Below are 25854 nucleotides of genomic sequence, written 5' to 3' on the forward strand. Positions count from 1 at the left end.
CGCCTCACACCCATCACCACCGATGCTGACCAGCCAGAAACCGACCAGATCGTCGAGATCGCGGCCTAGCATCAGCACACACGGATCTGCGGTGACCGGCTCTTACACCACGCCAACGGACGTGACCCGGCGGGAGGCGGCGGGGTGGCGAGCGCGGCAGGCGGCAGGTGGCGGCGGATGGCGGGCGCGACAGGTGATGGGCGGTCGTCGGTGAGGGTGGCGGCGGCATGGGAGTGGCAGCGGCGACAGCAGTACGTGCCGGCGGTGGTGGTGATCGTGGTCGGCGGGGTGGCGGTGGGGGCTCGAGTGGGGTTCGAGGTGGATTTGGGACGTTGGGGGTCCGGCTGAGATTGGTGAGGGCTGAGAGGCTTGGGTGGGCCGGCTTTGGGAAAACGGGTCGCGCTCCGGGCGTCGGTGGTTCAGATTGAGGGCTGACCGAGCGGGCATGCCAACCTTGGCGTCCGTTTTGGATCTTGTTGAGGGTGGGGAGGAGTGGGCGCGAGCAGTGTCAAGGGGCCATTTGGCCTGATGACGGCCATTCGGGTGGCATGATTCACTGCTTCGCTACGGCGGGACGCCTCCGCAGCGCTTGACGGATTCTGGGCGACGGCGGACTATGGAGGTGTCGCCAGTCGCGCCCACTCGCGCCCGTTTCCAGTCGAGCGTGAGCGATCTGCACTCTTGAGAACCTCTCCTAGGGTGCATGATTCTGTGCTCAAGCGTGCCCTTGAGTTCAGTGTGGGTTGTGGCCTGAGCGCGCGTAGGCCGGCTTCTCCGGCAACGCTATCCATAAGAAGAAGCAGTGCTTCTCAAGGAGTCACCATGGCGAAGGCCCTCTTTGGCCACGTAGGTGCGGCGCCCGACCGGCGTCTGCTCGACGAGGTCACCCGTCTGCGTTCCAGGGTGCAGGCCCTGGAGTTCGAGGTCACCCGCCTCCGGGCGGAAAATGATCGTCTGGCTGCGGCAGCCGCAGAGGCAGACGATTTCGCGCGGCTGACCGAGCCCGCGCTGACCTGAGCTCCGCCGGCCGCCGCAGTCGGGTGATCGACGGCCAGGCGGCCACAGTCCCCCCACCGCACCAAAGACGCACCCCGAAATCGCGCGCCTCCACCTCGTGGCGGCGCGCATCTTTTTGAGCGGCGGCCGGTAAGTGTGAGCGGCGCGTATCGAGAGGCCGGCAACGAGCGGCCATCAGCGGGCGGCCAAGGCGGCGGGCGGCCAGCAGCGACCGGCGGGCGGCCAAGGCGGCGGGCGGCCAGCAGCGACCGGCGGGCGGCCAGGGCGGCGGGCGGCCAGAAGCGACCGGCGGGCGGCCAGGGCGGCGGGCGGCCAAGCAGCGAGCGGCGACCCGCGAGTAGTAGCAGGCGGTAATCACGTCCACCCCCAGGTGTTACCGTACGTGCCTTTTTGTCCGGTTTCTGTGGCCTCCGGAGCGGCGGGTACGGCCGCCGGCGCGTGCCGGGGGTAATCTGCGCCGAAGCAGACACGACTGACCCTCGGAGATCCGTGCACCTCAAGAGCCTGACGGTCAAGGGCTTCAAGTCCTTCGCCTCCGCTACGACGCTGCGGCTGGAGCCGGGCATCACCTGTGTGGTGGGCCCCAACGGCTCCGGCAAGTCCAACGTCGTCGACGCCATCGCCTGGGTGCTCGGCGAGCAGGGCGCCAAGGCGCTGCGCGGCGGCAAGATGGAGGATGTCATCTTCGCCGGCACGTCCGGCCGGGCGCCGCTGGGCCGGGCCGAGGTGACGCTCACGATCGACAACAACGACGGCGCGTTGCCGATCGAATACACCGAGGTGTCGATCACGCGGCGGATGTTCCGGGACGGCGCCAGCGAATACGAGATCAACGGCAACGCGTGCCGGCTGCTCGACATCCAGGAGCTGCTCAGCGACTCCGGCATCGGCCGCGAGATGCACATCATCGTCGGCCAGGGCCGGCTCGACGCCATGCTGCACGCCAAGCCGGAGGACCGGCGCTCCTTCATCGAGGAGGCCGCGGGGGTCCTGAAGCATCGCAAGCGTAAAGAGAAGGCGATCCGCAAGCTCGACGCGATGCAGGTGAACCTCAACCGGCTCACCGACCTCACCGCCGAGCTGCGGCGCCAGCTCAAGCCGCTCGGCAAGCAGGCCGAGGTGGCCCGGCGTGCGGCCGGCATCCAGGCCGACCTGCGTGACGCCCGGCTCCGGCTGCTCGCCGACGACCTGCACACGCTGCGCACCACCCTCGACAAGGAGATCGCCGACGAGTCGGCCATGCGCGACCGGCGCGGCCAGGTCGAGGACGAGAATCGCGAGGTCCAGCGGCATCTGGCCGACCTCGAGCTGGCCCACGCCGAGGACGCGCCGCTGCTGCAGGCCGCGCAGGACGTCTGGTACAAGCTGTCCGCCCTGCAGGAGCGCTTCCGGTCGACCGAGCAGCTGGCCACCGAGCGGCTGCGTCATCTGGCCGCGACCCCCGACGAGGAAAGGCCCGGTCGCGATCCCGACCAGCTGGTGGCCGAGTCGGAGCGGGTGCGCGAGCAGGAGGAGGAGCTGCGCGAGGCCCTCACCGACGACCAGATGCGCCTGGCCGAGGCGATCGAGCACCGCCAGGATCTGGAGCGCCAGCTCGCGGCGGCCGAGGGGGCCCTGCGTACGGCGGCCAAGGCCATCGCCGATCGGCGCGAGGGGCTGGCCAAGCTCACCGGCAACGTGAACGCGGCCCGGGCCCGCACCGAGGGCGCCACCGACGAGATCGAACGCCTCGCGGCCGCCCACACCGACGCGATGATGCGCGCCGAGGCGGCCCAGGCCGAGGTGGACGCTGTCGCGGCCGAGTCGTCCGAGGCCGACCGGGGCAATGTGGAGCTCGACGAGCGGCACGCCGAGGCGGTCGACGCGCACGATCGGGCGTCCGCCGTCGTCAAGGAGCTGTCCGACGCCGAGCGGGCCGCCGAGAAGGACGCGGCCAGCTGGAAGGCCCGCGAGGAGGCGCTCGCGCTCGGCCTCAAGCGCAAGGACGGCGCCGGGGCCCTGCTGGCCAAGGCGGGCGAGGTGCCCGGCCTGCTGGGCAGCCTGGCCTCGATGCTGACCGTCCAGCCCGGACACGAGGCCGCCCTGGCCGCCGCGCTGGGTTCGCTGGCCGACGCCGTCGCGCTCTCCGGAGTGGACGAGGCCGTCGAGGCCATGCGCACCCTCAAGATCGCCGACGCCGGGCGGGCCGCGCTCGTCGTGGCGTCGCCGGCCGGTCCCGGCATGCAGGGCTCGCTGGACGCGCTGCGGCCGTCGCTGCCCGCGGGCGCGACCTGGGCCCCGGATGTCATCGGCTGCCCCGACAACCTGAGGCCGGCCCTCAACCGGGCGCTGCGGGACGTCGTCCTCGTGCCTGATCACGCCGCCGCCGTCGCGCTGATCGGCGCCAACTCGGAGCTGCGGGCCGTCACGCCGGACGGGGACGTGCTGGGGTCGTACGCGGCCGCGGGTGGCTCCGGCAAGGCGACCAGCTATCTCGAGGTGCAGGCGGCGGTCGACGAGGCCAAGGCCAGCCGGGCCACCGCCGAGGAGTCGATCGTCGAGCTCAAGGAGCAGCTCGCGGCGGCCCGGGCCGAGGTCGCCCGGCACAAGGAGACCGTCAACGTGGCGGCCGCGGCCAAGCGGGCCGCCGAGGGCGAGCGCAACGCGGCCGCGCGCCGGCTGGCCGAGCTGGGCGCCGCGGCGCGGTCGGCCAAGGCCGAGACCGAGCGTCTCGGGGCCGCGCGGCAGAAGGCCGAGTCGGCCCGCGAGGCCGACCTCATGCGGGTCGCCGAGCTGGAGGAGCGGCTCGCGCTGGCCGAGGCCACCCCGATCGACGAGGAGCCCTCGACCGACGAGCGGGACCGGCTGGCCGCCCTCGTGCCGCAGGCCCGGCAGAACGAGATGGAGGTCCGGCTCGCCGTCCGTACGGCCGAGGAGCGGGTCGCCTCGATCGCCGGCCGGGCCGACTCGCTGCTGCGCCAGGCCAACCAGGAACGTCAGGCCCGCGAACGGGCCGCCGCCCGCCGCGCCGCCCGCGCCCGGGGCGCCGAGATCGCCAAGGCCGTCGCGCTGGGCGCCGGCGCCGCGCTGGCCCGGGTGCAGACGTCGCTGGCCGCCGCCATCGAGGTCCGTGACGAGCTGGCCCAGGCCCGTACGCTGCGGGAAGCCGAGCTGCAGGAGGTGCGGGCCGGGGCCAAGCGCCTGGTCGCCGAGCTCGAGCGGCTGACCAACGAGGTGCACCGCGACGAGGTGGCCCGGGCCGAGCAGCGGCTGCGCATCGAGCAGCTCGAGGCCAAGGCGGCCGAGGACTTCTCGCTCGACGTCGACACGCTGATCACCGAGTACGGCCCGGAGCAGCCGGTGCCGCCGACCCAGGCCGAGGTGGCGCTGGCCGAGAAGGACGGCAAGCCGGAGCCGCAGCCGGTGCCGTTCCACCGGCCGACCCAGGAGAAGCGGGCCAACAAGGCGGAGCGCGACCTGGCCCTGCTGGGCAAGGTCAACCCGCTCGCGCTGGAGGAGTTCGCGGCGCTGGAGGAGCGGTTCAAGTTCCTCAGCGACCAGCTGGAGGACCTCAAGGCCACCCGCAAGGACCTGCTGACCGTGGTCAAGGACGTCGACGACCGGATCCTCGAGGTCTTCACGACGGCGTTCGAGGACACCGCCCGCGAGTTCGAGACCGTCTTCCAGGTGCTGTTCCCGGGCGGCGAGGGCCGCCTGGTGCTGACCGACCCGGAGGACATGCTGACCACGGGTGTCGAGGTCGAGGCCCGCCCGCCCGGCAAGAAGATCAAGCGGTTGTCGCTGCTCTCCGGTGGCGAGCGCTCGCTGACCGCGGTCGCGATGCTGTGCGCGATCTTCCGGGCCCGCCCCTCGCCCTTCTACATCATGGACGAGGTCGAGGCGGCCCTCGACGACGTCAACCTGGGCCGGTTGATTACGCTCTTCGAACAGCTGCGGGAGAAGAGCCAGCTGCTGATCATCACGCACCAGAAGCGCACGATGGAGGTCGCCGACGCCCTGTACGGCGTCACGATGCGCGCCGGTGTGACCCAGGTGATCAGCCAGCGGCTCAAGCACGATTCGGAGGACTAGTAACCCATGACGCGCGAGCGCGCCCAGGCCCTGCTCATCGACCTGGACGGCGTGCTGCGCCGCTGGGACCCGGCCCCGATGATCGCCGTCGAGGTCGAGCACGGCCTGAAGCCGGCCGCCCTGCTGGAAACGTCGATGTCGTGGGACATCTACCGCCCCGCGATGGCCGGCGAGATCACCGACGCCGAGTGGATGGAGCTGGTCGCCTCGCGCCTCCCGCTCGACATCGAGGTGGCGCGGGCGGCGGTCGCCCAGTGGCAGTCGTATCGGGGCGAGCCCGACCCCGAGGTGCTGGCGTTCGTGCGTGAGGTGCGCGCCGCGGGCCGCAAGGTCGGCCTGGCCACCAACGCCACCGACCGCCTGCGCGGCGACCTCGACGCCCTGGGCCTGGCGGCCGAGGTCGACGTGGTGATCAGCTCGTGGGAGATCAAGACCCACAAGCCCGCCCCCGAGTTCTTCGAGCAGGCCTGTGAGCTGATCGGCTTCCCGGCCAAGGTCGTCCTCTTCATCGACGACGACGAGCGAGCCGTACGCGGGGCGCGCGCATCAGGCCTCGCGGCGTACCGCTGGAGCGGCCCCGAGCACCTCGACTACCTGCGGAAAGCGCTGGATCTTCAGCGGGGGTAGGGGACCTCGGCCACCTCGAACAGGTTGCCGTCCTTGTCGGTGCCCTCGACCTTGGCCGTGGCGTCCATGCCGTTCAGGCGCAGGGTGCTGATCGCGTTGCCGAAGTATGGTCCGGCCAGGCGTTTCCACGTCCAGGCGGGGCGCCGCACGCCGGCCGAGCGGGCCACCCCGCGTACGGCGTGGGCGGCGGCCCGGGACCAGCTGAAGCGCATCAGCGGGCGCATGAAGGCGGGCACCTGGTTGTGCACCGGCGAGCAGGTCAGCTGCATGACCGGGGTGGCCATCTTGGAGCCGAAGTCGGCCTCGGCCACGTACGAGTGGTGGACGTCACCGGAGAGGACGCTGATCGAGGCGGGGGCCGCGTAGGCGCCGCCCGCGCCGACCCGATGCCCCGGCGAGCCGGTGCCTCCCTCGCCCAGGCGGCGGAACAGTTCGCCCAGGGCGTTGAACGAGCGGCCGAACGCGGCCCAGTGCTCGAGGTCGACGGCGCGGCGAAGCTTTTCCGCGTACGCCGCCACCCACGGCCGGCGCGACGCCGCGGTGCTCTCGTTCCACGACTCCAGGTAGTGGATCGCGGGCGGCATCAGCCAGGGCAGCGACGAGCCGACGACCAGGTGGTCGTACTCGCCGTGGGCCCGGTCGACGAACCAGTTCCACTCGGCGGCGGGCAGCATCTCGCGGCGGTCGGGGGTCAGCACGCGGCTGCACCGGTTGTCGAGCATCACCAGGCGGGTGCGGCCCACGTCGAGGGAGTAGCTCCACTGGTACGGCTGCTCGCCGCTGTCGACCGTACGGCCGAAGTCGTGCAGCAGGTCGGTGGCGTCGTCGACCGTGATCACCTTCTGGAACAGCGGGTCGGTGGCCAGCTCGTCGGGGCTCAGGTTGCCCAGGTGCTGATAGACCCAGTACGAGGCCAGGCCGCCGGTGATGCGCTCGATCCACCACGGTTTCTCGAGCATCTCTTTGTGCCACGACTCGGAGGTGTTCCAGTCGTCGATCAGCTCGTGGTCGTCGAAGATCATGACGCTCGGCACGGTGGCGAACAGCCAGCGCACCTCGGGGTCGCGCCACGACTCCAGATAGAGCTTGGTGTATTCGTCGAACGTGATGACCTGGTCGTCCGGGCCGTCGTGGTGCGAGGGGCGGCGCTTCTTGAGGAATCGCTTGACCTTGGCCGAGGTGTTGTCGGCGTACACCTGGTCGCCCAGCAGGACGATCAGGTCGGGCCGGAGCTCCGGGTTCTGCGGGTCGGTCATCAGGCGCCGGCTGTACGCGTCGAGGGCGTCGGGCGGCAGCTTGCGGCTGTTCGACGTCGGGGTCGCCTCACGACAGGAGCCGAAGATCAGGCGTACGGGGGTCTCGGCGTCCTCGGCCGGGCGGGTGCGAATCACCGACGGCGGGTAGGTCGACTCCTGCGACGGCCAGACCTGGCGATCGTCGAGGAACACCCGATACGCGCTGGCGGTGTCGGGCCGCAGCCCCTCGACCACCACGATCGCGTAGTGATGCCCGTACGCGGTGAAGGTGGGGGTGGAGCCGGCGCCGCCGCCCTCGGCCTCGACCCGCACGAACGCGGGCTCGGTCGTCTCGACCCAGATGGTGGCGCGGTCACCGATCACGCGGCGTAACAAAGGGCCTATCAGCAGGTGAGCGGTCACGGGAGAGAGCCTTCACACGAGGGGTCGAGGGATCTTCATCCTCCTGCACGTGTGATGCAAGATGCCACCCGGCGGGCGACGCCACGCGCCGCGAAGACATCTGTCAGGATTTCGGCTATGGAATACGTGGTCGCCGCTGTCATCCTGCTCGTCGTCCTGCTGGCCGGCGGGATCGGCCTGGTCGTGCCCCGCATGCGCCGCCGGGAGCTCCCGCCCGCGGAGACCGGCGGCGACACGACGACCCTGGAGCGTCCCTCCGCGGCCGAGCCGGGCGTCCAGACCCCGCCGCTCGTTGTTCCCGCGGAAGTCGACGAAGGTTTGCCGCCGCTGCTCGAGCGGGAGCCGGAGGTCGTCGAGCCGGAGCCGGAGCTCGACCGCCCGGAGCCCACGGCGGGGCGCCTAGTGCGCCTGCGGGCCCGCCTGTCGCGCTCGCAGAACATCTTCGGCCGCGGCCTGCTCAGCGTGCTCTCCCGCGATCACCTCGACGAGGACGCCTGGGAGGAGATCGAGGACAGCCTGATCAGCGCGGACGTCGGCGTCGAGGCGACCCAGGTGATCGTGGCGCGGCTGCGCGAGCGGGTCCGGGTGCTCGGCACGCGTACGGTGGCCGAGGTCCGGGAGCAGCTGACCGAGGAGCTGGTCGCCGCGCTCGACCCCGAGATGGACCGCACCCTCAAGACCACGCCGCACGACGGCCGCCCCGCGGTGATGCTGGTGGTCGGCGTGAACGGCGCCGGCAAGACCACGACCTGCGGAAAGATCGGCCGGGTGCTGATCGCCGACGGGCGCTCGGTGCTGTTCGGCGCGGCCGACACCTTCCGCGCCGCCGCGGCCGACCAGATCCAGACCTGGGGCGAGCGGGTCGGCGCCGAGACCGTACGGGGTCCGGAAGGGGGAGATCCGGCCAGCGTTGCTTTCGACGCCGTGAAGCGGGGTATCGACATCGGCGTGGACACCGTGGTGATCGACACAGCGGGCCGCCTGCAGAACAAGGTCGGCCTGATGGACGAGCTGGGCAAGGTCAAGCGGGTCGTTGAGAAGCACGGCCCGGTCGACGAGACCCTGCTCGTGCTAGACGCCACGACCGGGCAGAACGGCCTCGAGCAGGCCCGCGTGTTCACCGAGGTGGTGGACGTGACCGGCGTGGTGCTGACCAAGCTCGACGGCACCGCCAAGGGTGGCATCGTGATCGCGGTCCAGCGCAAGCTGGGCATCCCGGTCAAGCTGGTGGGTCTGGGCGAGGGCCCGGACGACCTGGCCCCGTTCGAGCCGGCCGCCTTCGTCGAGGCCCTGCTTGGCAGCGCCGCGTAGTCTCGTTGAACAGAGAACCGAGTAGCAGGGGAGGGTGTTGGTGACGCAGGAGCGGGAGATCCCGCTGCACGGCGGCAACGTCAGCACCGTCTCCAAGGTCGGCGACACCGTGCGGCGCAACGCCGGGCCGTGGACGCCGGCCGTGCACGGTTTGCTCAACCACCTCGAGCGGGTCGGTTTCACCGGCTCGCCGCACGCGCTGGGCATGGACGACAAGGGCCGCGAGGTGCTGTCGTATCTCGACGGCGAGTGCGGCGAATACCCCCTGGCCCCGCACTGGGTGACCGAGGAGGCGCTGGTCACCGTGGCCACGATGCTGCGGATGTTCCACGACGCGCAGTACGGGTTCGTGCCGCCGCCGGGTGCCGTGTGGCGCTCGTTCGGCCCGCCCCCGCCGGACACCGAGGTGATCTGCCACCACGACGCCGCGCCGCACAACGTGGTCTGGCGGCCGGACGGCACCCTCGCCCTGATCGACTTCGACCTGGCGTCGCCGGGCGCGCGGATCTACGACGTGGCCTACGCCGCGTGGACCTGGGTGCCCCTGTTCAGCGACCGCGACTCGTACACGCTGGGCTGGAAGCGGCCCAACCGCCCGCGCCGGCTGCGGCTGTTCGCCGACGCGTACGGGTTGATCCCGCGTGACCGGCACCGGCTCGTGCGCACCATCCGCAAGCGGATCGTCGATCACGTCGAGGGCATCCGCCGGATGGCCGCGTCGGGCGACCCCGCGTTCGTTCGCATTGTTCACAAGGGGCATCTCCGGCGCCCGATGCGCGACCTGAGGCTGCTCGATTACGAGCGTCACACCCTCGAATACGCGCTTCGGTGATCGGCTGGTGACAATCGGCTGCGCCGCCTGGTGCGCCGATTGTCCCAGTTCCAGCCGTTTCCCTGCCGCGCCTGTGAGGCTTTCTTCACACGTACGAAACAGTCGGTCACGCGCCGGAAATCGCGCGTAGACCGTGCGTGAAACCTCCGACCGGAAGTCTCTCGTCACGAAACCGGCCGACCGGCGACGCCGCCCGTGGCTGTTTGTGAGACACCTTCATTCCGAGAGGAGGCAGCGTGGAGATCGACACCGGCAATACCGCCTGGTTGCTCCTGTCGTCTGCGCTCGTATTGCTCATGACCCCGGGTCTGGCGCTGTTCTACGGTGGCCTCAACCGGTCCAAGGGCGTTCTGAACATGATGCTGATGAGCTTCTCAGCCATCGGCCTGATCTCGATCCTGTGGGCGGTCTACGGCTTCTCGCTCGCGTTCAGCGCGAACGGCTCCGAGAGCGTCAACAACATCATCGGTAACTGGGGCTACGCCGGAACCAGCACCAGCTGGGTCGGCGACATGTGGGGCGAGACCGGCATCCCCACGTACGTCTTCATGGCCTTCCAGATGATGTTCGCCATCATCACGGTCGCCCTGATCAGCGGGGCCGTCTCCGACCGCTTCAAGTTCGCGGGCTGGATCCTCTTCGCGTTCGGCTGGTTCACCCTGGTCTACGTCCCCGTGGCCCACTGGGTCTGGGGCGGCGGCTTCATCGGCGCGGACATCAAGGCGCTCGACTTCGCCGGTGGTACGGCGGTGCACATCAACGCCGGCGCCGCGGCGCTCGCCCTGGCCCTGATCCTCGGCAAGCGCATCGGCTGGCCGCGCGAGAACATGCGGCCGCACAACGTGCCGTTCGTCGCCCTCGGCGCCGGCCTGCTGTGGTTCGGCTGGTTCGGCTTCAACGCCGGCTCCGAGCTGACCGTCGACAGCACCACCGCCGTCGCCTTCGTCAACACCCAGCTCGCCACGGCGGCCGCGGTCGTCGGCTGGCTCGCCGTCGAGTGGATCCGGGACCGCAAGCCCACCCTGGTCGGCGGCTCCTCCGGCGCGATCGCCGGTCTGGTCGCGATCACCCCGGCCTGTGGCTTCATCGCCCCGCTGCCGGCCGTGCTGCTCGGCCTCATCGCCGGCGTCGTCTGCGCCCTGGCCGTGGGCCTGAAGTACAAGCTCGGTTACGACGACTCGCTCGATGTCGTGGGCGTGCACTTCGTCGGTGGCTGGATCGGCTCGCTGTTCATCGGCCTGTTCGCCACCACCGACGTCAACGGCGCGATCACCGACGTGCTCGGCGCCAACGAGGGCCTGTTCTACGGCGGCGGCGCGACCCAGCTGGGCCGCCAGTTCCTCGGCAGCCTGGTCGTCACGATCTACTCGTTCGCCATCGCGGCTGTTCTCGCCATCATCCTCAAGGCCGTCAAGCTCGGCCGGGTCAGCGAGGACGCCGAGGTCGGTGGCATCGACATCGCCGACCACGGCGAGTCGGGCTACGACATCACCCCGGCCGGCGGCTCCGGCGGTGGCGGCGCGTTCGCCATGGCCGGCCTCAAGCCCGGCGCGGCGGTGGACGCTGACGGTAAGGCCGACGTCAGCCAGAAGGTCGCCGGTTAGATAGCCCTATGACTGCACCGATGGAAGGACTGAGCATGAAGCTGGTGACCGCGGTCATCAAGCCGTACCAGCTCGACGCGGTGAAAGAGGCTCTGCACGCGCTCGGCGTGACCGGCCTGACCGTGAGCGAGGTACAGGGCTACGGCCGGCAGAAGGGCCACACCGAGGTGTACCGCGGCGCGGAATACACGGTGGAGTTCCTGCCCAAGATCAAGGTCGAGGTGGTGACCGACGAGATCGACGTCGAGAAGATCGTCGACGCCGTCGTCACCGCGGCCAAGACCGGCAAGATCGGCGACGGCAAGGTCTGGGTCACGTCGGTCGACGACGTGATCCGGGTCCGCACCGGCGAGCGCGGCCTCGACGCGCTCTGATCTGGCCACGATGCTGAACATGCCCAGCGAGCCGCCGGCCCCGCCGCAGGTGCCGGTCGGCGGCTCGCTGGACAAACTGCGCGAACACATCGGCGCCGCCGCCCGGCAGGATCGGGCCGCGGCGCTCGATGCTTGGCTGCGCGAGATGTTCCCGGCCCACGTGCCCGGGGTCAGCCTGGTCGCGGTGGGCGGGCTGGGCCGGCGCGACTGCGCCCCCTACAGCGACCTCGACCTCGTGCTGCTGCACAACGGCGCGGCCGGCATCGACCGGATCGCCGCCTCGCTCTGGTATCCGATCTGGGACGCCCGGCTCGGCCTCGACCACTCCGTGCGCACCCTGCCGGAGGCGCTGTCGGTCGCGCACGACGACGTCAAGGTCTCCCTCGGCCTGCTCGACGCCCGCCACGTGGCCGGCGACGCGGCCCTGACCGCCGAGCTCGTCGCCGCCGCGGACGACCAGTGGCGGCGCACCGCCGTACGGCTGCTGCCGGCGCTCAAGGAACTGACCACCACCCGCTGGGCCAGCCACGGCGAGCTCGCCTTCCTGCTCGAGGGCGACCTCAAGGAGGCGGCGGGCGGGCTGCGCGACGTGACCCTGCTGCGCGCGATCGGCCGCGCCGGGGTGGCCGACACCATGCGACCCGCCGTACGGGCCGCGAACCTGCGCCAGCTCGACACCCGGGACGCCCTGCACCTGGCCGTCGGGCGCCGCGTCGACCGGCTGGTCGCCCAGGAGCGCGCCGCCGTGGCCGACCTGCTCGACCTCGACGACGGGGACGCGCTGCTGCGCCGGGTCGCGGGCGACGCCCGTACGGTGGCCCATGCTCTCGACGACGCCTGGCGGGCCACCGACCGGCTCCGCAACGGCCGCCGCCGGGGTCTGCCGGCCGGAACGCCGAGCCGCCGCCCGGTCGCACGCGACGTGGTCGAGCAGGACGGCGAGCTCGTGCTCGCGCGCACCGCCATCGGACCCAAGCCCGACCCCAGCCTGTCGCTGCGGGTCGCCGCCGCGGCCGCGGTCGTCCAGTTGCCCATCGCCCGGGCCACGTCCGAGTGGCTGGCCGCCTTCTCGCCGCCGCTGCCCAACCCGTGGCCGCCCGCCGCCCGGGCCGCGCTCGTCTCGTTGCTCGGCTCCGGCCCCGGCCTGCTGCCCACGTGGGAGACCTGCGACCGGTACGGGCTGACCGACGCGTGGCTGCCCGAGTGGGCGCGGATGCGCAGCCTGCCCCAGCACCACCCGATCCACCGGTTCACCCTCGACCGGCACCTCGTGCAGGCCGCGTACGAGGCCACGGCGTACGCGCGGGAAGTCGACCGGCCCGACCTGCTGCTGATCGGCGCTTTCCTGCACGACGTGGGCAAGGGCCTGCCCGGGGATCACAGCGTGGTCGGCGCCCCGATCGCGGGCGAGATCGCGACCCGGATCGGGCTGCCCCCGGCCGACGCGGCGACGATCGAGAAACTCGTCCGGCTGCACCTGCTGCTGCCCGATGTGGCGACCCGCCGCGACCTGAGCGACCCGATGACGATCTCGTCGGTGGCCGAGCAGGTCGGCGACGCCACCACGCTCGACCTGCTGCACGCGCTGGCCCGCGCCGACTCGCTGGCCACCGGCCCGGCCGCCTGGTCGGACTGGAAAGGCCGGCTGATGGACGAGCTGGTCGGCCGCGTGCACACCGCGCTCGACACGGGTGAGCTGCCGGAACCGCCGGCCCCCGACCCCGAGCTGCTCGACGGCGACCTGCCCGCCGTGCACCTCGACGGGGACCGCCTGGCCGTGGCCGCGGCCGACCGCCGGGGCCTGCTCGGCGCGGTGGCGGCCTGCCTGGCCATGCACCGGCTCGACGTGGTCGGCGCGAACGCGAGCACGGTCGACGGGCGGGCCATCGTCGAGTTCTTCACCCAGCCGCGCTACGGGAGCCCGTACGACCCGGTGGCGCTCGCGGCCGACCTGCGCCGGGTGGCCGCGGGAGATGTGTCGGTGACCCAGCGGGTGCGGGCCCGGGCCATGAGCGCGCGGGGCGGCACGGCCTCGCCGCGAGTGGTGTGGCAGCGCGACGTGGCCACCGACGCGGCCGTGCTGGAGCTGCGGGCGGCCGACTCGCCGGGGCTGCTCTATCGGGTGGCGACCGCGCTCGACGACGCGGGGGCCGAGGTGCGGGCGGCCCGGATCTCGACCCTGGGCGGCGACGTGGTGGACGCGTTCTACCTGGTGGGGTCGTGGGCCGATCGGGCCGAACGCGATCGCGTAACGGCCACAGTGCTGGCCGCTGTGTAACCAACCTTCTCGTCGCCGCGTTAGCCGGGGCATGCGGCCACACCCATCCGGACTCCTCGATGATCATGTGACGGCGGCCGGGTCGCGGCTGCGGCTCGCGCTGACCGCCACCGCCGCGCGCAACCGCTCGCTGGACGCCCGCGAGCTGATGACCCGGGCCGCGCTGGGTGAGCACGGCACGCTGGACCAGCTGCTGCAGGCGGCCCGGACCGGTGATCGGCGGTGGCTGCGCCGCATCCGGCGGCGGGTCGACCCGGGGCTGGTGGCCGCGATCGCGCAGATCCTGGGGTTGCAGGAGCTGCTGCCGACCGATCGGGACGACGCGATCGCGCTGTTCGAGCTGGTGCGGCGGGCCTGCGGGGCGCGGGCGTTGTCGCCGGCCAACCAGACGCTGCACGTCCAGCTCGCGCTGGCCCATCAGGGGCCGGAACGGGCCCGGAAGTTGCTGCGGCGCTACCTGAAGATCGGGGAGTCGGCCCGGGCCGGGCTGACGGCCGACCTGCTCGTGGGCCGGCGGGGATGGGCCGACGCCTTCCAGGCGCTGATGCCGGTGCCGGGGCCCACGGGGGCGCTCTTCGACGAGCTGAGCACGGCCCCGGTGGAGCGGGTCGAGGGGTCGCATCGGGTCTCGGTGATCGTCACGGCGTACCGGCCGGATCGGGGGCTGATCACCGCGGTGCGCTCGATCCTCGCGCAGAGCTGGGCCAACACCGAGGTGATCATCGTGGACGACGCCTCGCCGCCCGAGTTCGAGCCGGTGCTGCGCGAGGCCGTGGCGCTCGGCGACCGGATCACGCTGATCACGATGCCGGAGAACTCGGGCACGTACGCGGCCCGGAACGCGGGACTCGACGCGGCCGGCGGGGAGTTCGCGACGTTCCAGGACTCCGACGACTGGTCGCATCCGCGCCGGATCGAGCTGCAGGTGCGGCCGCTGATCGAGGATCGGCGGCTGGTCGCCACGACGTCGGACGGGCTGGCGGTCACCGACGAGCTGATGTGCACGCGGCCGGGCGTGCGCAGCGGGCGGTTCAACCCGTCGTCGCTGCTGCTGCGGCGGGGCACCGTGCTGCGTACGGTGGGCTACTTCGACCGGCTGCGCAAGGCGGCCGACTCCGAATACATCGGCCGGATCCAGGCCGCCTTCGGCGCGGGACGGGTGCGGCACCTCGACTCGCTGCCGCTCGCGCTGATCCGGCTGTCGGCGGGCTCGCTGTCCCGCGCCGAGATCCGGGCCCACTGGATGCACCCGGCGCGGACCTCCTACATGTCGGCCTACCAGCGGCACCACCAGCTGATCGCGCAGCGGCGGGCCAGCGCCTACCGCCCGGCGGACGGGTCGGACCGGGCCTTCCCGGCGCCCGACCACCTGCTCGGCACCGTGCGGGATCGCGCCTACGACGTGGTGATGGTCGCCGACTGGCGCTTCCTCGAGAGCACGCAGCGGACGGCCCTGGACGAGCTGCGGGCGCTCCACTCGGCCGGTTTGCGGGTGGCGGTGCTGCAGCTCGACTCGTACCGGGCGATCCAGCTGCGCCGGCTTCCGCTCGCGACGCCCGTGCAGGATCTGGTCAACGACGGGATCGCCGACCGGATCGCGCTTGCCGACTCGGTCACCGCGGCCCTGCTCGTGGTGCGGCAGGCGGGCGTGCTCCAGTTCGCGGGGGCCACCGATTCCGGCGTACGGGCGGAGCGTGCTCTGATCGTGGCGGACCGCGCGCCCGTGCGGGCCGACGGCAGCGACCACCGGTACGACCCGGCGGTCTGCTCGGCGGTGGCGCGGGGACTGTTCGGGGCGGAGCCGTCGTGGGTGCCGCAGGACCCGGGGGTGCGGGCCGCGCTGCGTACGGTGGAGAAGCTGGAGCCGGACGACCTGCCGCTCGTGCTGGCCCCGGGCGGGTGGGTCGCCGACCGTACGGGGGCCTCGGTGGGGTCGGCCATCGTCGGCACCGATCTCTGCGACGCGGCGAACTGGCCGCCCGACGCCGCCGACAGCCTCGCCGTGTGCCGCCGGGTGCCCCAGGCCGACGTACGGGTGCGGTTGCCGGACCGGCCCGCGGGCACCTGTGACGTGCCGGTGGAGCCGACGTGGCTGGGTTATCAGACCGGTGACCTCGAACCGCGGCCGTTCCTGCACCAGCTCGACTTCTATCTGCATTTCCCGCCGCGGGAACAGGCCGAGTGGTATTCGCGGCCGGCGTTGGAGGCCGCGGCGGCCGGGTGCGTGGTGGTGATGCCCGCGCGATATCGGGGCCTCTACGGGGATGCGGCCGTGTATTGCACGCGCTCCGAAGTGGACGCTCTGGTGGCACGCTATCGGGCCGATCCGGCGCTCTTCGCCGAGCAGAGCCGGCGGGCGCGGCAAACCGTGGCGGCCGAATACGACCCGGGGCGGCTCGTCGCCTTCCTGGCCGGCGACACGTCGGTTTCCTTACTGACGATCCCGTAACGGGCCGGGTCGCCGCGCCGTTGACCCCGGTGTGCGGATCACCATGACCAGGCTGCGGCGGCTCGCCCGGGCCGTCGTGCGCCGAACGCGCGGCCTGTCCCGGTGGCAGCTCGCCGGCCTGATCGTCATCGTGCCGCTGGCCCTGGGCCTCGGACAGGTCGCCGCTGTCGTCGCCCTGGCGGCCGTGCTCTATCTGTCCCACCGGATCGGCGGCGCGAACCGGGCGAACCAGGAGGCGGTGCGTGAGCTGCGCGCGACCGTCGAACAGCTGCAGCGCCGGGTGATCGCCGCCGTCGAGAAGGAACGGCTCGCCGCGGGCGACCGGCATCAGGAAGTCACCGAGGCGATGGCGCGCACCGAGCGGCTCACCGGGCGCGGGGCCGAGCTGCTGCTGCGCGAGCAGCGCCAGGAGATCGAGGCGCTGTTCCAGCTCTTCCAGGCGGTGACACCGCGGGCGCCGATGCCCACCGCGGGGCCGGGACTGCAGCCGACCGACCTGCTCGGGCTGGTGCACGTGGCTAGCGAGCGGCGGCCGGGCCTGACGGTGGCGCTGGGCTGCGGGCCGGCGACCGTCTGGCTGGGCTATGCGCTGGCGGGCTCGGGCGGGCGGCTGGTCGCTGTCGACCATGACGCGGGCCGGGTCTCGGTCGTCCGGGGGTTGCTGGCCGAACACGGGTTGAGCTCGGTCGAGGTGCGGCAGGTGGCGCCGGCGGAACTGGAGGTCGAGGGGCGGACCGTCGACTGGTACGACGTCGAACAGCTGGACGGGCTGACCGACATCGACCTGCTGGTGGTGGACTCGGCGCTGGCACCGGTCGCGGCCGAACCGCTGGCGCCGGCGCTGCACGTGCTGGGTCGCCGCCTAGCCGTGGGAGCGGCCGTGGTGGTGGACGAGGAGCCTCGGGTGGCGCCGCGCCAGGGTGGCGGCTTCGGACTGACCGTACGGCGGCGGCTGCCCGGGCGGTGGGCCGAGCTGACGCAGGCAGTCGCCACAACTCCGGTTTAGGGCCTGTGGACAACTCGTCGAGCCGGCTCGCCGGCTGTGGACAAGTCTCTTGATCAACTCTTTGGGGCGCTAAAATCGCCACCCCCGCCCCCACCCAGTTAAAGGGCGGGCTTCGATTCGAGCCGAGTTGGAAGCTCTGCGTCTGCGGAGATCGCGTTGCGGCTCGCCGGACTCCAGGAACACGGCGTTGCTTGCGGCCGGCTCGGCGATGCGGGCGAGCGCCGCGGGCACGAGACCGGGGCGTGGCGGTTGGGTTCTGGTTGCGGCGTGTGCGGGGTCAGGCGGCGGCCGCCGGGTTATTCGGTTGGGGTGTGCATAGAAATACCGCTACCCCGCCGCGGGGGACGGCGGGGTAGCGGTACGCGGGGTGGGGGAGTGGTTCTTCCCCGCATGTCGGAGCGGCGGGGGCCGGTCCGAAATCTTTGTGGCTTGTGCCCTTAGGAATCGGTCGTGCGGGGGCCGGGTTGACGATCCGGTCGGGTGCCAAACGGTTGCCGATTCTCAGCTCTGGGAGGCCAGCCAGGCGACCCGTTCGGCGTAGAGCTCGTGGGCGTGGTGGCGGCGGACGAATTCCGAGCCCTTCCCGGCCTGTTCGCGCAGCGCGGTGCGGTTGGCGTGGAGCATTCCCACGGTGTCGGGCAGCTCCGCGGGGGTGCAATAGACCGCGGCCTCGCCGAAAGCGGGCGCATACCGATACGGCAGCACGACCACGCAGCCCGCGGCCAGGGCGGCCAGCACGTCGGGGGCCGGGTCGGCGGGTTCGTCGTCGGCGGGCAGGTGCAGGTAGAAGTCGATCTGGTAGAGGAACGAGCGCAGCGTGACGTCGCCGGGGCCGTAGACCAGCCAGCTTCGGGGCGGGCCGAAGCGGCCGAACGAGCGGGGTGCAAAGCCGCCGGTGTCGAGCAGGCGGACGTCCATGCGGGCCGAGTCGGGCAGTTCGTCGCGCAGGCGTTGCCATTCGGCTCGGCCGCCCCGGCAGTGCCGGCCGAGCACGGGGCGGTCGGCGCGCGGGCCCCGGCGGTCGAGCCGCCACTGCGCCGCGTCGAGGGTGCTGGGCAGGTCGAGTTTGGCCAGGGCGGCCTCGGCGCCGGCGAGTTTGCGGCGGCCGTCGGCTCCGGCCGGGGCCCACAGCGGGCGGCGTCCGAAGAGCCGGATCGCGGCCGTGGTGGCCTGGGGGACGACGACCGCGTCCTCGATCACGACTCGTTGCGCCCGTACGCCGCTGGGCAGGTCGGGCGCGTGCTGCAGGACGCGCGCCGAGCGGGCCACGACCAGCCGGGCCCGTACGTCGTCGGTCAGCTCGACCTGGGTCAGCTCGCCGCTGTTGATCAGCACCTGGACGGCCGGGTCGAGGTCTTGCGGGCCCTCGCGCAGGTTGGTCAGCACGTCGAGGTGCAGCAGGGCGGCCCGCAAGCCCCGTGCGGCCAGCGCCCGCAACTGCCCGGCACCGGCGGCCCCCGCGCCGCCGGCCGTGGTCCAGTCGCCCGCGATCACCGCGTCGTACGCCTTGGCCCCGGTCTCCCCGAGCAACCGCCGCGGCACAGCAAAAGCCCGCGCGGAACGAGGACCGGAAAAGGCCCGAGCCGAATGCCAGGCCGAGAACGCCGACCGATAAGACCGCCGAGCCGGGTGCACCCACCCCGGCCGAAAATCCGGGGAGGAGCCGGGCGAAGAGCGAAGCAGAGCCAGCGGCCCCCCATCCACGTGCGAAACAGCGTCCGCCCCGAAAACGGCCCGTACCCGCGACGAATACTCAGCATCACCCCCCGCCCGTACGGCGTCGAAGAACCCGACCGAGGCCAGCGCCCGCTCCCGCCGCATCATCAGCGACGACAGGTTCTCCGAACGGGTCGACGGCACCCCCGGCCGCGTCATCACCAGGTCCGGCGTCACCCGCATGCCGTTCGACGTGGTGGCGAAGATGTTCTCGTCGGCCAGCAGCGGCCCCGCCTGACGTTCCAGCCGCAGCGGATGCGACCAGTCCCCGACGTCCTGGAACGTCACGAAGTCGCCGGTCGCCGCGTCCAGCCCGGCGTTGCGGGCCACGTATTTCCCGGCGTCGGCGAGCATCCGGATCACCCGTACGCGGGGGTCCACCGCGGCCGCCGCCCGCAGCAGCGGCTCGAACTCCGAGGACGAGCCGCGATCGACGACCAGGATCTCGTGGTTGGTCCACGTCTGCCGCACGAGCGAGCGCACCGCGGTCAGCAGCGACTGGCCGGGCTGCCACGTGGTGACGATCGTGGTGATCCGCAACGGGTGACCGGTGCGCTGCACCGGGCCGGTGGCGATCCGGTCGAGGGGCGTGCCCGGGCCGTCGCCCACGTGCACCCGGGGCGCCGGCAGCAGGGTCGCGAAATCCCAGGAACCAACCCCGTTCGCGTACGGGTTGGCCAGGTCGACGGTGAGCGCGATGCGCACCGGGGCCGGCACCTCCGGGTACGCCGCGAGCAGCGCGCCGGTCAGGGCGGGTTCCCCGGTGGCGTACGCGATCTGGCAGTGCAGCCCTTGGTGTACGGGCCGGATGTCGCCGCGGGTGCGCAGCCCGTCGAGCAGGGCGAGCGCGTCGGCCTGGTCGTCGGCCCGCAGGTCCTGCAGCGCGATCACCCGGGCCAGTTCGCCCACGACCCAGGGGTCACCCGCCTCGGCGATCCGGGCCAGCGGTGCGCGCGCGGCGATCGACCGTGCCTGCAGCGCGGCGACGGCTAGAGGATGCGTGTCTTCCACAACCGGTCCAACGATCAAAGAGCCTGGGTGAATTGTCCGTATCGCCCCGTTAGTGCGCGTCGTTGACCATCGCGTGTACGACGTCGCCATCCTGTCCGACCTGCGCTACCCGGGCGGCAACGCGGCGAGCATCGTCGCCGAGGTGCGGGCCCACGTGGCGGCCGGCCTGACCACCGTGCTGATCCACGTGCCGGCCCCGGAGCTGCGGCACGCCCGCCCGTTCGAGTCGCGGATCGTGGCCTGCCTGCGCGACGGGCTGGCCGACCTCGCCGACGACGACGCCCCGATCGCGGCCAAGGTCCTGCTGATCCGCCGGCCGCGCATCTTCGCCGAGGAGCCCGCGACGGTTCCGAAGGTCGAGGCCGGGCACGTGATCGTCGCGCTCGACCAGGCGCCCGGCGACGATGTGCGGGCGCGGATCGAACGCCTCTACGGCCCGGCCGTGGTGTGGGCGCCGATCAGCGGCCAGGTGCGCGAGGACATGCTCGGGGTGGCGCCCGGGCTCGCGCTGCCCGAGACCGACTGGCACGAGATCATCGAGCTCGCCGACTGGCAGGTCGAACCGCGTCCACACTCGACGGTCCCGGTGCTGGGCCGGCACGGCGGGGCCGACTTGCCGGAGGAGCCGGGCGTCCAGGTGCGGCTGCTGGTCGAGTCAGGCGCCGAGTCCCCGCGCGAGTTCCTGGGCACGCTCGACTTCTTCGTCCACTTCCCCGATCCCGAGCGGGCCGAGGCGTCCGGCCGCACGATCCTGGAGGCCATGGCGGCCGGAGTGCCGGTCATCGCGAGCCCCCGCTTCCGGTCGGTCTTCGCCGAGGCGGCGGCCTACACGCACCCGGGCGGCGTCCGCGATCTCGCGCTGCGGCTGCACAAGGACCGGCCCGCGTACGAGGCCCTGGCCGCTCGCGCCCGCTCCTTCGTCACCGAGCAGTTCGGCAGCGCCTCGCACATCGCCCGGCTGGCGTCGCTGGGCGTGCTCACCCGCGGGGTCGTGCCCGCGCCGCGCGCCGAGCTGATTCCCAGCGCCCGGCCGGCCCGGCGGATCCTGTTCGTCGGCGACGACATCGCCCGGTTCCGGGCCATCGCCCGCCGGTTGCCGGCCGAGCTCGAGCCGATCGTCGTCGCCGGCTCGGCCGGGCTGCCCGCCGCGCACGCCGCCGGCCTGCTCACCGAATACCTGCCCGCGGCGGCCGAGCTCGGCGTGGCCGAGAACCGCTGGGCCGGGTTCGTGCGCGACCGGCTGCGGCACCTGATCGAGCTCTACGACCCGCGCGCGGTGCTGGTCGGTGGGGTGCCGCACGACGGGATCGCCGCCGCGATCGAGCAGAACGCGGGCCCGCGCTGGCTCTGGCTGCGCCCGGCGATGTGGCGGCGCGGCACCGGCGGTCAGTGGGCGGCCCGGGGCGCGCTGTTCGCGGGCATCCTCGAGCCGGGGGAGTTCGCGGCCGGCGGCGACGAGGGCTGGACCACCACCGCGCGGGCCGGGGTGAGCACGGTCGGCCCGATCACCGAGCTGCCCCTCAAGCCGCGCCGGCGCAGCGGGGGCAACGCGTTGCTGTGCCGCGGAGTCGTGGCCTCGCTGCCCGGCTTCACGGTGGCCGAGGCCCGCCCGGGGGAGCTGGGCGGCATCACGGTGGCCGTGTCCCGGGCCGACTACACGAACTTCCACGAGCTGCTCGGCGCCGCGGTGCCGACCGTGTTCGTGCCCGACCCCGACGGCGCCGACGACGAGCTGGCCCGGGCCCGGTTCGCCGCGGCGGCCGGGGTGGCGATCTGCGCGACCGACGACGACGCGGCCGCCGCGGCGCTGGAACACCTGGCCGATCCGGCGACCCGGGAGGCGCTCAGCCGGCGCTGCGCCGAGCTGTCGTTCGGCAACGGGGCCGCCGACGCCGCGGCCTGGCTGGCCGGGCACTGCCGGGAACAATCCGAGACGGGGGCCGGAAGTGTTCGATGAGCCCGACGCGGCCGACCTCGCCCTGGCCCGGTGGCAGCTGGCCACGCTGACCGGCCGGCTGCGCTGCGTCGAGGACGAGCGCGATGCCGCCGTACGCGACCGGGACCGCAATCGCGAGCTGGTGCTGGCGTTGCGCCGCAGCCGCTCGTACCGGCTCGGCCGCGCGCTGGTCGACCTGGCCCGCGACCCGATGCGGTGCTTCCCGTCGATCGCCGGTCGCGCGGCCCGGCGGCTGCGGCGGCGCGCCGTGATAGAGGCGGCCCGGCCCCGTCCGGCGGTGCCGCCCGCGGCTCCCGTGCCGGGCCGCGTCTATGTGGCGATCGGACTGTCGCGGGACGGGTCGCACGCGCTGATCCGGGCGCTGCGCCAGCGGGTGCTCGTGGACGCCGATCACCTGCCGGTGGTGGTCACCGATCAGCCGGCGCTGCGCGGCCTGCAGGTGCCGGGTGTGGTGCTCGAATACCTGCCCGACCCGGCGACCTGGTCGCGGCACGACCCCGGGGCGCGCTGGGAGGCGCTGCTGGCCGGGCGGGTCGCCCAGTTGTGCCGCGACCACCGGGCCTCGCGCGCGACCGTGATAGATCCGCGGGACCCGCCCACGCTGGCCCGGCTGCTCGAGAGCGTCACCGATCGATCGGCGGTCTCGTTGACCTGAGACATGAGCGCCCCGACGATGGATGCCCCGCCCGCCGCTCCGCGCGTGGGGATGCGCTTCGTCGTCGAGGGGCCGCCGATCGGGGCGCTGTGGCGGCGGGCGCTGCTGCGGGCCGTGCTCGTGCCGTTGCCGGTGCTGGCCCCGCTGGTCGCGCTGGCGCCGAGCCGCGATCACCGGTTCAACCTGTATTGGCACGGCGGCCTGTTCCGCGACGACCCGCTGCGGATCGTGCCGCACACCGTCGACTCGCTCCCCGGCTATCTACGGCTGGGCAACTTCCGGCTGTTCGGCCGGATGCTGGAGAAGGCGCTCGACACGGCCGCGTACGCCCTCAGCGAGGTGCTCGGCCTGCCGGTGAACGTCGGCTTCCGGCTCGTCTCGTTCGTGTCGGCGCTGCTGTTGTGCGTGGCCGCCGTGCTGCTGGCCGAGAGCGTCGTCGCCCGCGGCAAGCTGTTCCGCCGACCACCGTCCACAGTGGCTGCCGTGGTGCCGTTCGCGGTCGCCGCCGGGTTCGTCGCGGCCGGCGGGTCGAGCCCGATCGTGCTGTTCGGCGGCCTCTATCTGGCCTCGGCCGCCCTCGTGCTCGGGGTCGCCGCGGGGCTGTGCCGCATCGATCCCGACCGGCCGTTCCGGCTGTGGTGGGCGCCCCTGCTGATGCTCGGCGGCGCGGCCCTCGCGGCCTTCAACGAGATCGCTTGTCTGGCCCTGCCGCTGGCCACCGTCGCGGTGCTGGCCCGGGGCGCGTTGGTGCTCGGCCTGACGCCGGGCCGGTTGTTCACGGGGACGCCGGCCCGCGCGCTCGCGTTGGTGTGGCTGGGTTTCCTGCCGATCTTTCTCGCGGTCCGGGTCGTCATCCAGCGCTACTGCGCGGCCGGCGACTGCTACAAGGGTTCCGACGTGCGGCTCACCGCCGACACTGTGCAAGCCCTGCCCGTACGGGCCATCGACTGGCTGCCTCCGCTGATGTGGCGCGCCGCGACGGCCGGTGGCAGCCCCCGGCCCTGGCTCGGCGGAACGGTGCTGGTCGTCGCGCTGGTCGTGCTCGGACTGCTGGCCTGGCACGCGCTGCGCGACCTGCCCCGGCTGTCGCAGGTGAGCGGCCGGGCGGCCCTGGCCCTGGCCCTGACCGCGGGCACGCTGGTCGCCGTGGGGGCCGCAATGGGGTCGCTCAACGCCGACGTGCAGCAGCTCGTCACGGCCGGGAAGTGGGGCTGGGGCTGGCGGGACTCGGCGGTGACCACGACGGCGGGGGCGCTGCTCGTCGTGGCCGGGGCTCACCTCGTACGGCGGAAGTGGTTGATCGTGACGGCCGTGGTGCTGCTGGCCGGGGCGGCGGCCGGGTCGGCGGCGGCCAACAAACGTCAGCGCGACACCACGATGGCGACGCCCGCGGCCCGGCTCGCCGACCGGGTCGCCGTCGAGATGGCCGACTTCGACGCGAGCCCCGAGGGTGCGGCCCGCCGATGCGCCCTGCGGGCCGAGTTCCTCAAGCTGTACGCCGATTCCCCGTTCTCGGTGCGCCGTTTCGACGAGTCGCTCGAGGTCGCCGCCCGGCAGCGCGCGGACGTGGCTTTCTGCCCGGGCGTAACCGGCGGGTCCGGTCCGCGTTGACGTGGGCAGGTTGAAGATCAGCAGGGGAGGACCGATGCGCCGGTTGCGCAATCTGACCAGGCGTCAGGCGATTCTGGCCGTCGGCGCGTGTCTGCTCTGCGCGGCGGTCGGGGCGGCCGCGCTGACCGGCAACGTCACCGTCGCGCTGACCCTGCTCGCGGTCTTCTTCACGGTCCTGTTCGGCGGCCTGCTGCTGATCGCGCGGCGGATCTCGGGGCTGGCCCGGGCCCAGCGCCGGCAGCAGAACGACGTGCGCGCGGTGCTCGACCAGACGCAGCGGCGGCTGCTGGGTGCGATGGAGGAGCTGCTGCTGCACTCGGGCGACCGGCATCGCGAGCTGACCGGCTCGCTGGCCGGGCAGATGCGCACGCACACCCGCGACATCGAGGCCATCGTCCAGCTCTTCCAGCGGGTCACGCCGCGGGCGCCGATGCCGCCCGCGCAGGCCCCGGCCGAGCTGCTCGAGCTGCTGCACCTGATTCGCACCCGCAAGCCGCGGTTCGCGCTCGAGCTCGGCAGCGGGGTGTCGACGGTCTGGCTGGCCTACGCGCTGGAACAGGTCGGCGGCCGGCTCGTGTCGCTGCACCACGACACCGGCGCGGCCGAGAGCGCGCGGGCGGCCGTGGCCACCCACGCGCTCGTTCCGGTGGCCGAGGTGCGCGCGGCGCCGCTGCGCCCGGTGCCGATCGGGGAGAGAACCTTTGCCTGGTACGACCTGGAGTCACTGGCCGACGTGCACGACGTGGACCTGCTGGTGATCGCCGGCCCGCCCGGCACGACCGGGCCCGACGCCCGGTTCCCGGCGATGTCGCTGCTCGAGGAGCGGCTGGCCGACGCGGCGGCGGTGTTCGTGGCCGACGAGCGCGAGGTGCTGGGCCGGTGGCTGGAAACGACGGAGGGCCTCACCCGGGAAGGTGAGGCCCTGCTGTCCTATCGCCGTGTGGTGCGGCAGTTGAGCCGCTCCCAATAGCTCAGTAACCGAACTCCTGCGAGATGTACGTGGTGCCGTTCGCGGCGCGGACGACGCCGACGCCGACGGCCTTGGCGGTGCAGTTGAGCAGGTTGGCACGGTGACCCGGGCTGGCCATCCACGCCTTGACGGTGTCGGCGCCGGTGTTGTAGCCGAAGGCGATGTTCTCGCTCAGCGGGCGGATGTAGCCGGCGGCCTTGATGCGACGGTCGAAGGTCGAGTTGCCGGCGCCGACGTGGCTGAACTTGCCGGTGCGGGCCATCCAGGCGCTGTGGCCGACGGCGGCCTTGGTCAGGCTCGGGCTGGCGACGACGGCCTTGCAACCCTTGGCGGCGCGCATCTTGTTGGTGTAGGTGACGATGTCGGCCTGCATCGTCGCGGTGCTCGGCGCCGCGGTGGTGGCGGCCTGGGCTGACGAAGCGAACGCGACCAGCACAAACAGGGTGGCGGGGATCATCGCGATCAGGGCCAGACGCTTGGTGATCGAAGAGCGCATCGACTGCCTTTCGTTGATGTCCGCGTCGGCTCCTACCGCCGCGTTCAGGGTTATGTTCGGCGCCCAGGCAGTGAAGATGACCCATGTTCGGGTGCCATGGAGATGCCCTTCGGTTGCCGGTTGGTTGACTAGCCGCCCCCGGTTCCCGTGACGTTGCCATCACGGTGCGTGCCGGTGATCGTTGAGCCGAGAGACGGGCAAAACGGACACT

Annotated in this window: 17 protein-coding genes; 14 read left to right on the top strand and 3 right to left on the bottom strand. The window is 72.6% G+C overall.

Annotated elements, in window-relative coordinates; translation table 11 throughout:
• The first annotated feature begins 822 nt into the window (after positions 1 to 822).
• From JKJ07_RS47725 to JKJ07_RS47735, 3 genes are all read left to right on the top strand, one after another.
• Positions 823 to 1017, top strand: coding sequence for a hypothetical protein (locus tag JKJ07_RS47725; protein ID WP_127497323.1), 195 nt, complete (start codon positions 823 to 825; stop codon positions 1015 to 1017).
• 489 nt (positions 1018 to 1506) lie between these two features.
• Positions 1507 to 5088, top strand: coding sequence for a chromosome segregation protein SMC (gene smc, locus JKJ07_RS47730; protein WP_203078544.1), 3582 nt, complete (start codon positions 1507 to 1509; stop codon positions 5086 to 5088).
• A gap of 6 nt (positions 5089 to 5094) precedes the next feature.
• Positions 5095 to 5715 carry an HAD family hydrolase gene (locus tag JKJ07_RS47735; protein ID WP_203078545.1) on the top strand — a complete coding sequence of 207 codons (621 nt, stop codon included), beginning with the start codon at positions 5095 to 5097 and terminating at the stop codon, positions 5713 to 5715.
• Here JKJ07_RS47735 and JKJ07_RS47740 read toward each other — a convergent pair.
• Positions 5703 to 7373 (bottom strand): alkaline phosphatase D family protein, encoded by a 1671-nt coding sequence (locus JKJ07_RS47740; RefSeq protein ID WP_203078546.1) that lies wholly within the window; start codon positions 7371 to 7373, stop codon positions 5703 to 5705. The genes JKJ07_RS47735 and JKJ07_RS47740 overlap by 13 nt on opposite strands.
• 117 nt (positions 7374 to 7490) lie before the next feature.
• Between JKJ07_RS47740 and ftsY the strand changes: the two genes are divergently transcribed.
• The 7 genes from ftsY to JKJ07_RS47775 all read left to right on the top strand — a co-directional run bounded on the left by ftsY (position 7491) and on the right by JKJ07_RS47775 (position 17227).
• Positions 7491 to 8684: a signal recognition particle-docking protein FtsY gene (gene ftsY, locus JKJ07_RS47745; RefSeq protein ID WP_203078547.1), complete on the top strand. Its 1194-nt coding sequence runs from the start codon at positions 7491 to 7493 to the stop codon at positions 8682 to 8684.
• A 34-nt stretch (positions 8685 to 8718) separates the two neighbouring features.
• On the top strand, positions 8719 to 9516 hold the full coding sequence (locus JKJ07_RS47750) for a phosphotransferase (protein ID WP_239092534.1): 798 nt from the start codon (positions 8719 to 8721) through the stop codon (positions 9514 to 9516).
• A 236-nt stretch (positions 9517 to 9752) separates the two neighbouring features.
• Entirely contained in the window at positions 9753 to 11120 is a 1368-nt protein-coding gene (locus JKJ07_RS47755; protein WP_203078548.1) for an ammonium transporter, read from the top strand.
• 35 nt (positions 11121 to 11155) lie between these two features.
• On the top strand, positions 11156 to 11494 hold the full coding sequence (locus JKJ07_RS47760; RefSeq protein WP_166661209.1) for a P-II family nitrogen regulator: 339 nt from the start codon (positions 11156 to 11158) through the stop codon (positions 11492 to 11494).
• Between the two features lie 10 nt (positions 11495 to 11504).
• Complete coding sequence (locus JKJ07_RS47765; RefSeq protein ID WP_203078549.1) at positions 11505 to 13772, top strand: [protein-PII] uridylyltransferase; 2268 nt, start codon at positions 11505 to 11507, stop codon at positions 13770 to 13772.
• Positions 13773 to 13839: 67 nt separating this feature from the next.
• Positions 13840 to 16221: a glycosyltransferase gene (locus JKJ07_RS47770; protein WP_307834825.1), complete on the top strand. Its 2382-nt coding sequence runs from the start codon at positions 13840 to 13842 to the stop codon at positions 16219 to 16221.
• 43 nt (positions 16222 to 16264) lie between these two features.
• Positions 16265 to 17227 (top strand): class I SAM-dependent methyltransferase, encoded by a 963-nt coding sequence (locus JKJ07_RS47775; protein ID WP_203078551.1) that lies wholly within the window; start codon positions 16265 to 16267, stop codon positions 17225 to 17227.
• Between the two features lie 501 nt (positions 17228 to 17728).
• Here JKJ07_RS47775 and JKJ07_RS47780 read toward each other — a convergent pair.
• On the bottom strand, positions 17729 to 19954 hold the full coding sequence (locus JKJ07_RS47780) for a glycosyltransferase family A protein (RefSeq protein ID WP_203078552.1): 2226 nt from the start codon (positions 19952 to 19954) through the stop codon (positions 17729 to 17731).
• A gap of 52 nt (positions 19955 to 20006) precedes the next feature.
• On the opposite strand from JKJ07_RS47780, the gene JKJ07_RS47785 reads away from it, so the two are divergent.
• Genes JKJ07_RS47785 through JKJ07_RS47800 form a run of 4 tightly spaced genes read left to right on the top strand, consistent with a single transcriptional unit; the run spans position 20007 to position 25147 of the window.
• Positions 20007 to 21911, top strand: coding sequence for a glycosyltransferase (locus JKJ07_RS47785; RefSeq protein ID WP_203078553.1), 1905 nt, complete (start codon positions 20007 to 20009; stop codon positions 21909 to 21911).
• Positions 21901 to 22566: a hypothetical protein gene (locus JKJ07_RS47790; protein WP_203078554.1), complete on the top strand. Its 666-nt coding sequence runs from the start codon at positions 21901 to 21903 to the stop codon at positions 22564 to 22566. The genes JKJ07_RS47785 and JKJ07_RS47790 overlap by 11 nt, the downstream gene beginning before the upstream one ends.
• Before the next feature lie 3 nt (positions 22567 to 22569).
• Positions 22570 to 24177 (top strand): hypothetical protein, encoded by a 1608-nt coding sequence (locus tag JKJ07_RS47795; protein ID WP_203078555.1) that lies wholly within the window; start codon positions 22570 to 22572, stop codon positions 24175 to 24177.
• A 34-nt stretch (positions 24178 to 24211) separates the two neighbouring features.
• Positions 24212 to 25147 carry a class I SAM-dependent methyltransferase gene (locus JKJ07_RS47800; protein ID WP_236031513.1) on the top strand — a complete coding sequence of 312 codons (936 nt, stop codon included), beginning with the start codon at positions 24212 to 24214 and terminating at the stop codon, positions 25145 to 25147.
• Position 25148: 1 nt separating this feature from the next.
• On the opposite strand, the gene JKJ07_RS47805 is transcribed toward JKJ07_RS47800, so the two are convergent.
• Entirely contained in the window at positions 25149 to 25643 is a 495-nt protein-coding gene (locus JKJ07_RS47805) for a CAP domain-containing protein (RefSeq protein WP_203078556.1), read from the bottom strand.
• Between the last annotated feature and the right edge of the window lie 211 nt (positions 25644 to 25854).

Source organism: Paractinoplanes lichenicola (assembly GCF_016785085.1).
Classification (GTDB): Bacteria; Actinomycetota; Actinomycetes; order Mycobacteriales; family Micromonosporaceae; genus Actinoplanes; species Actinoplanes lichenicola.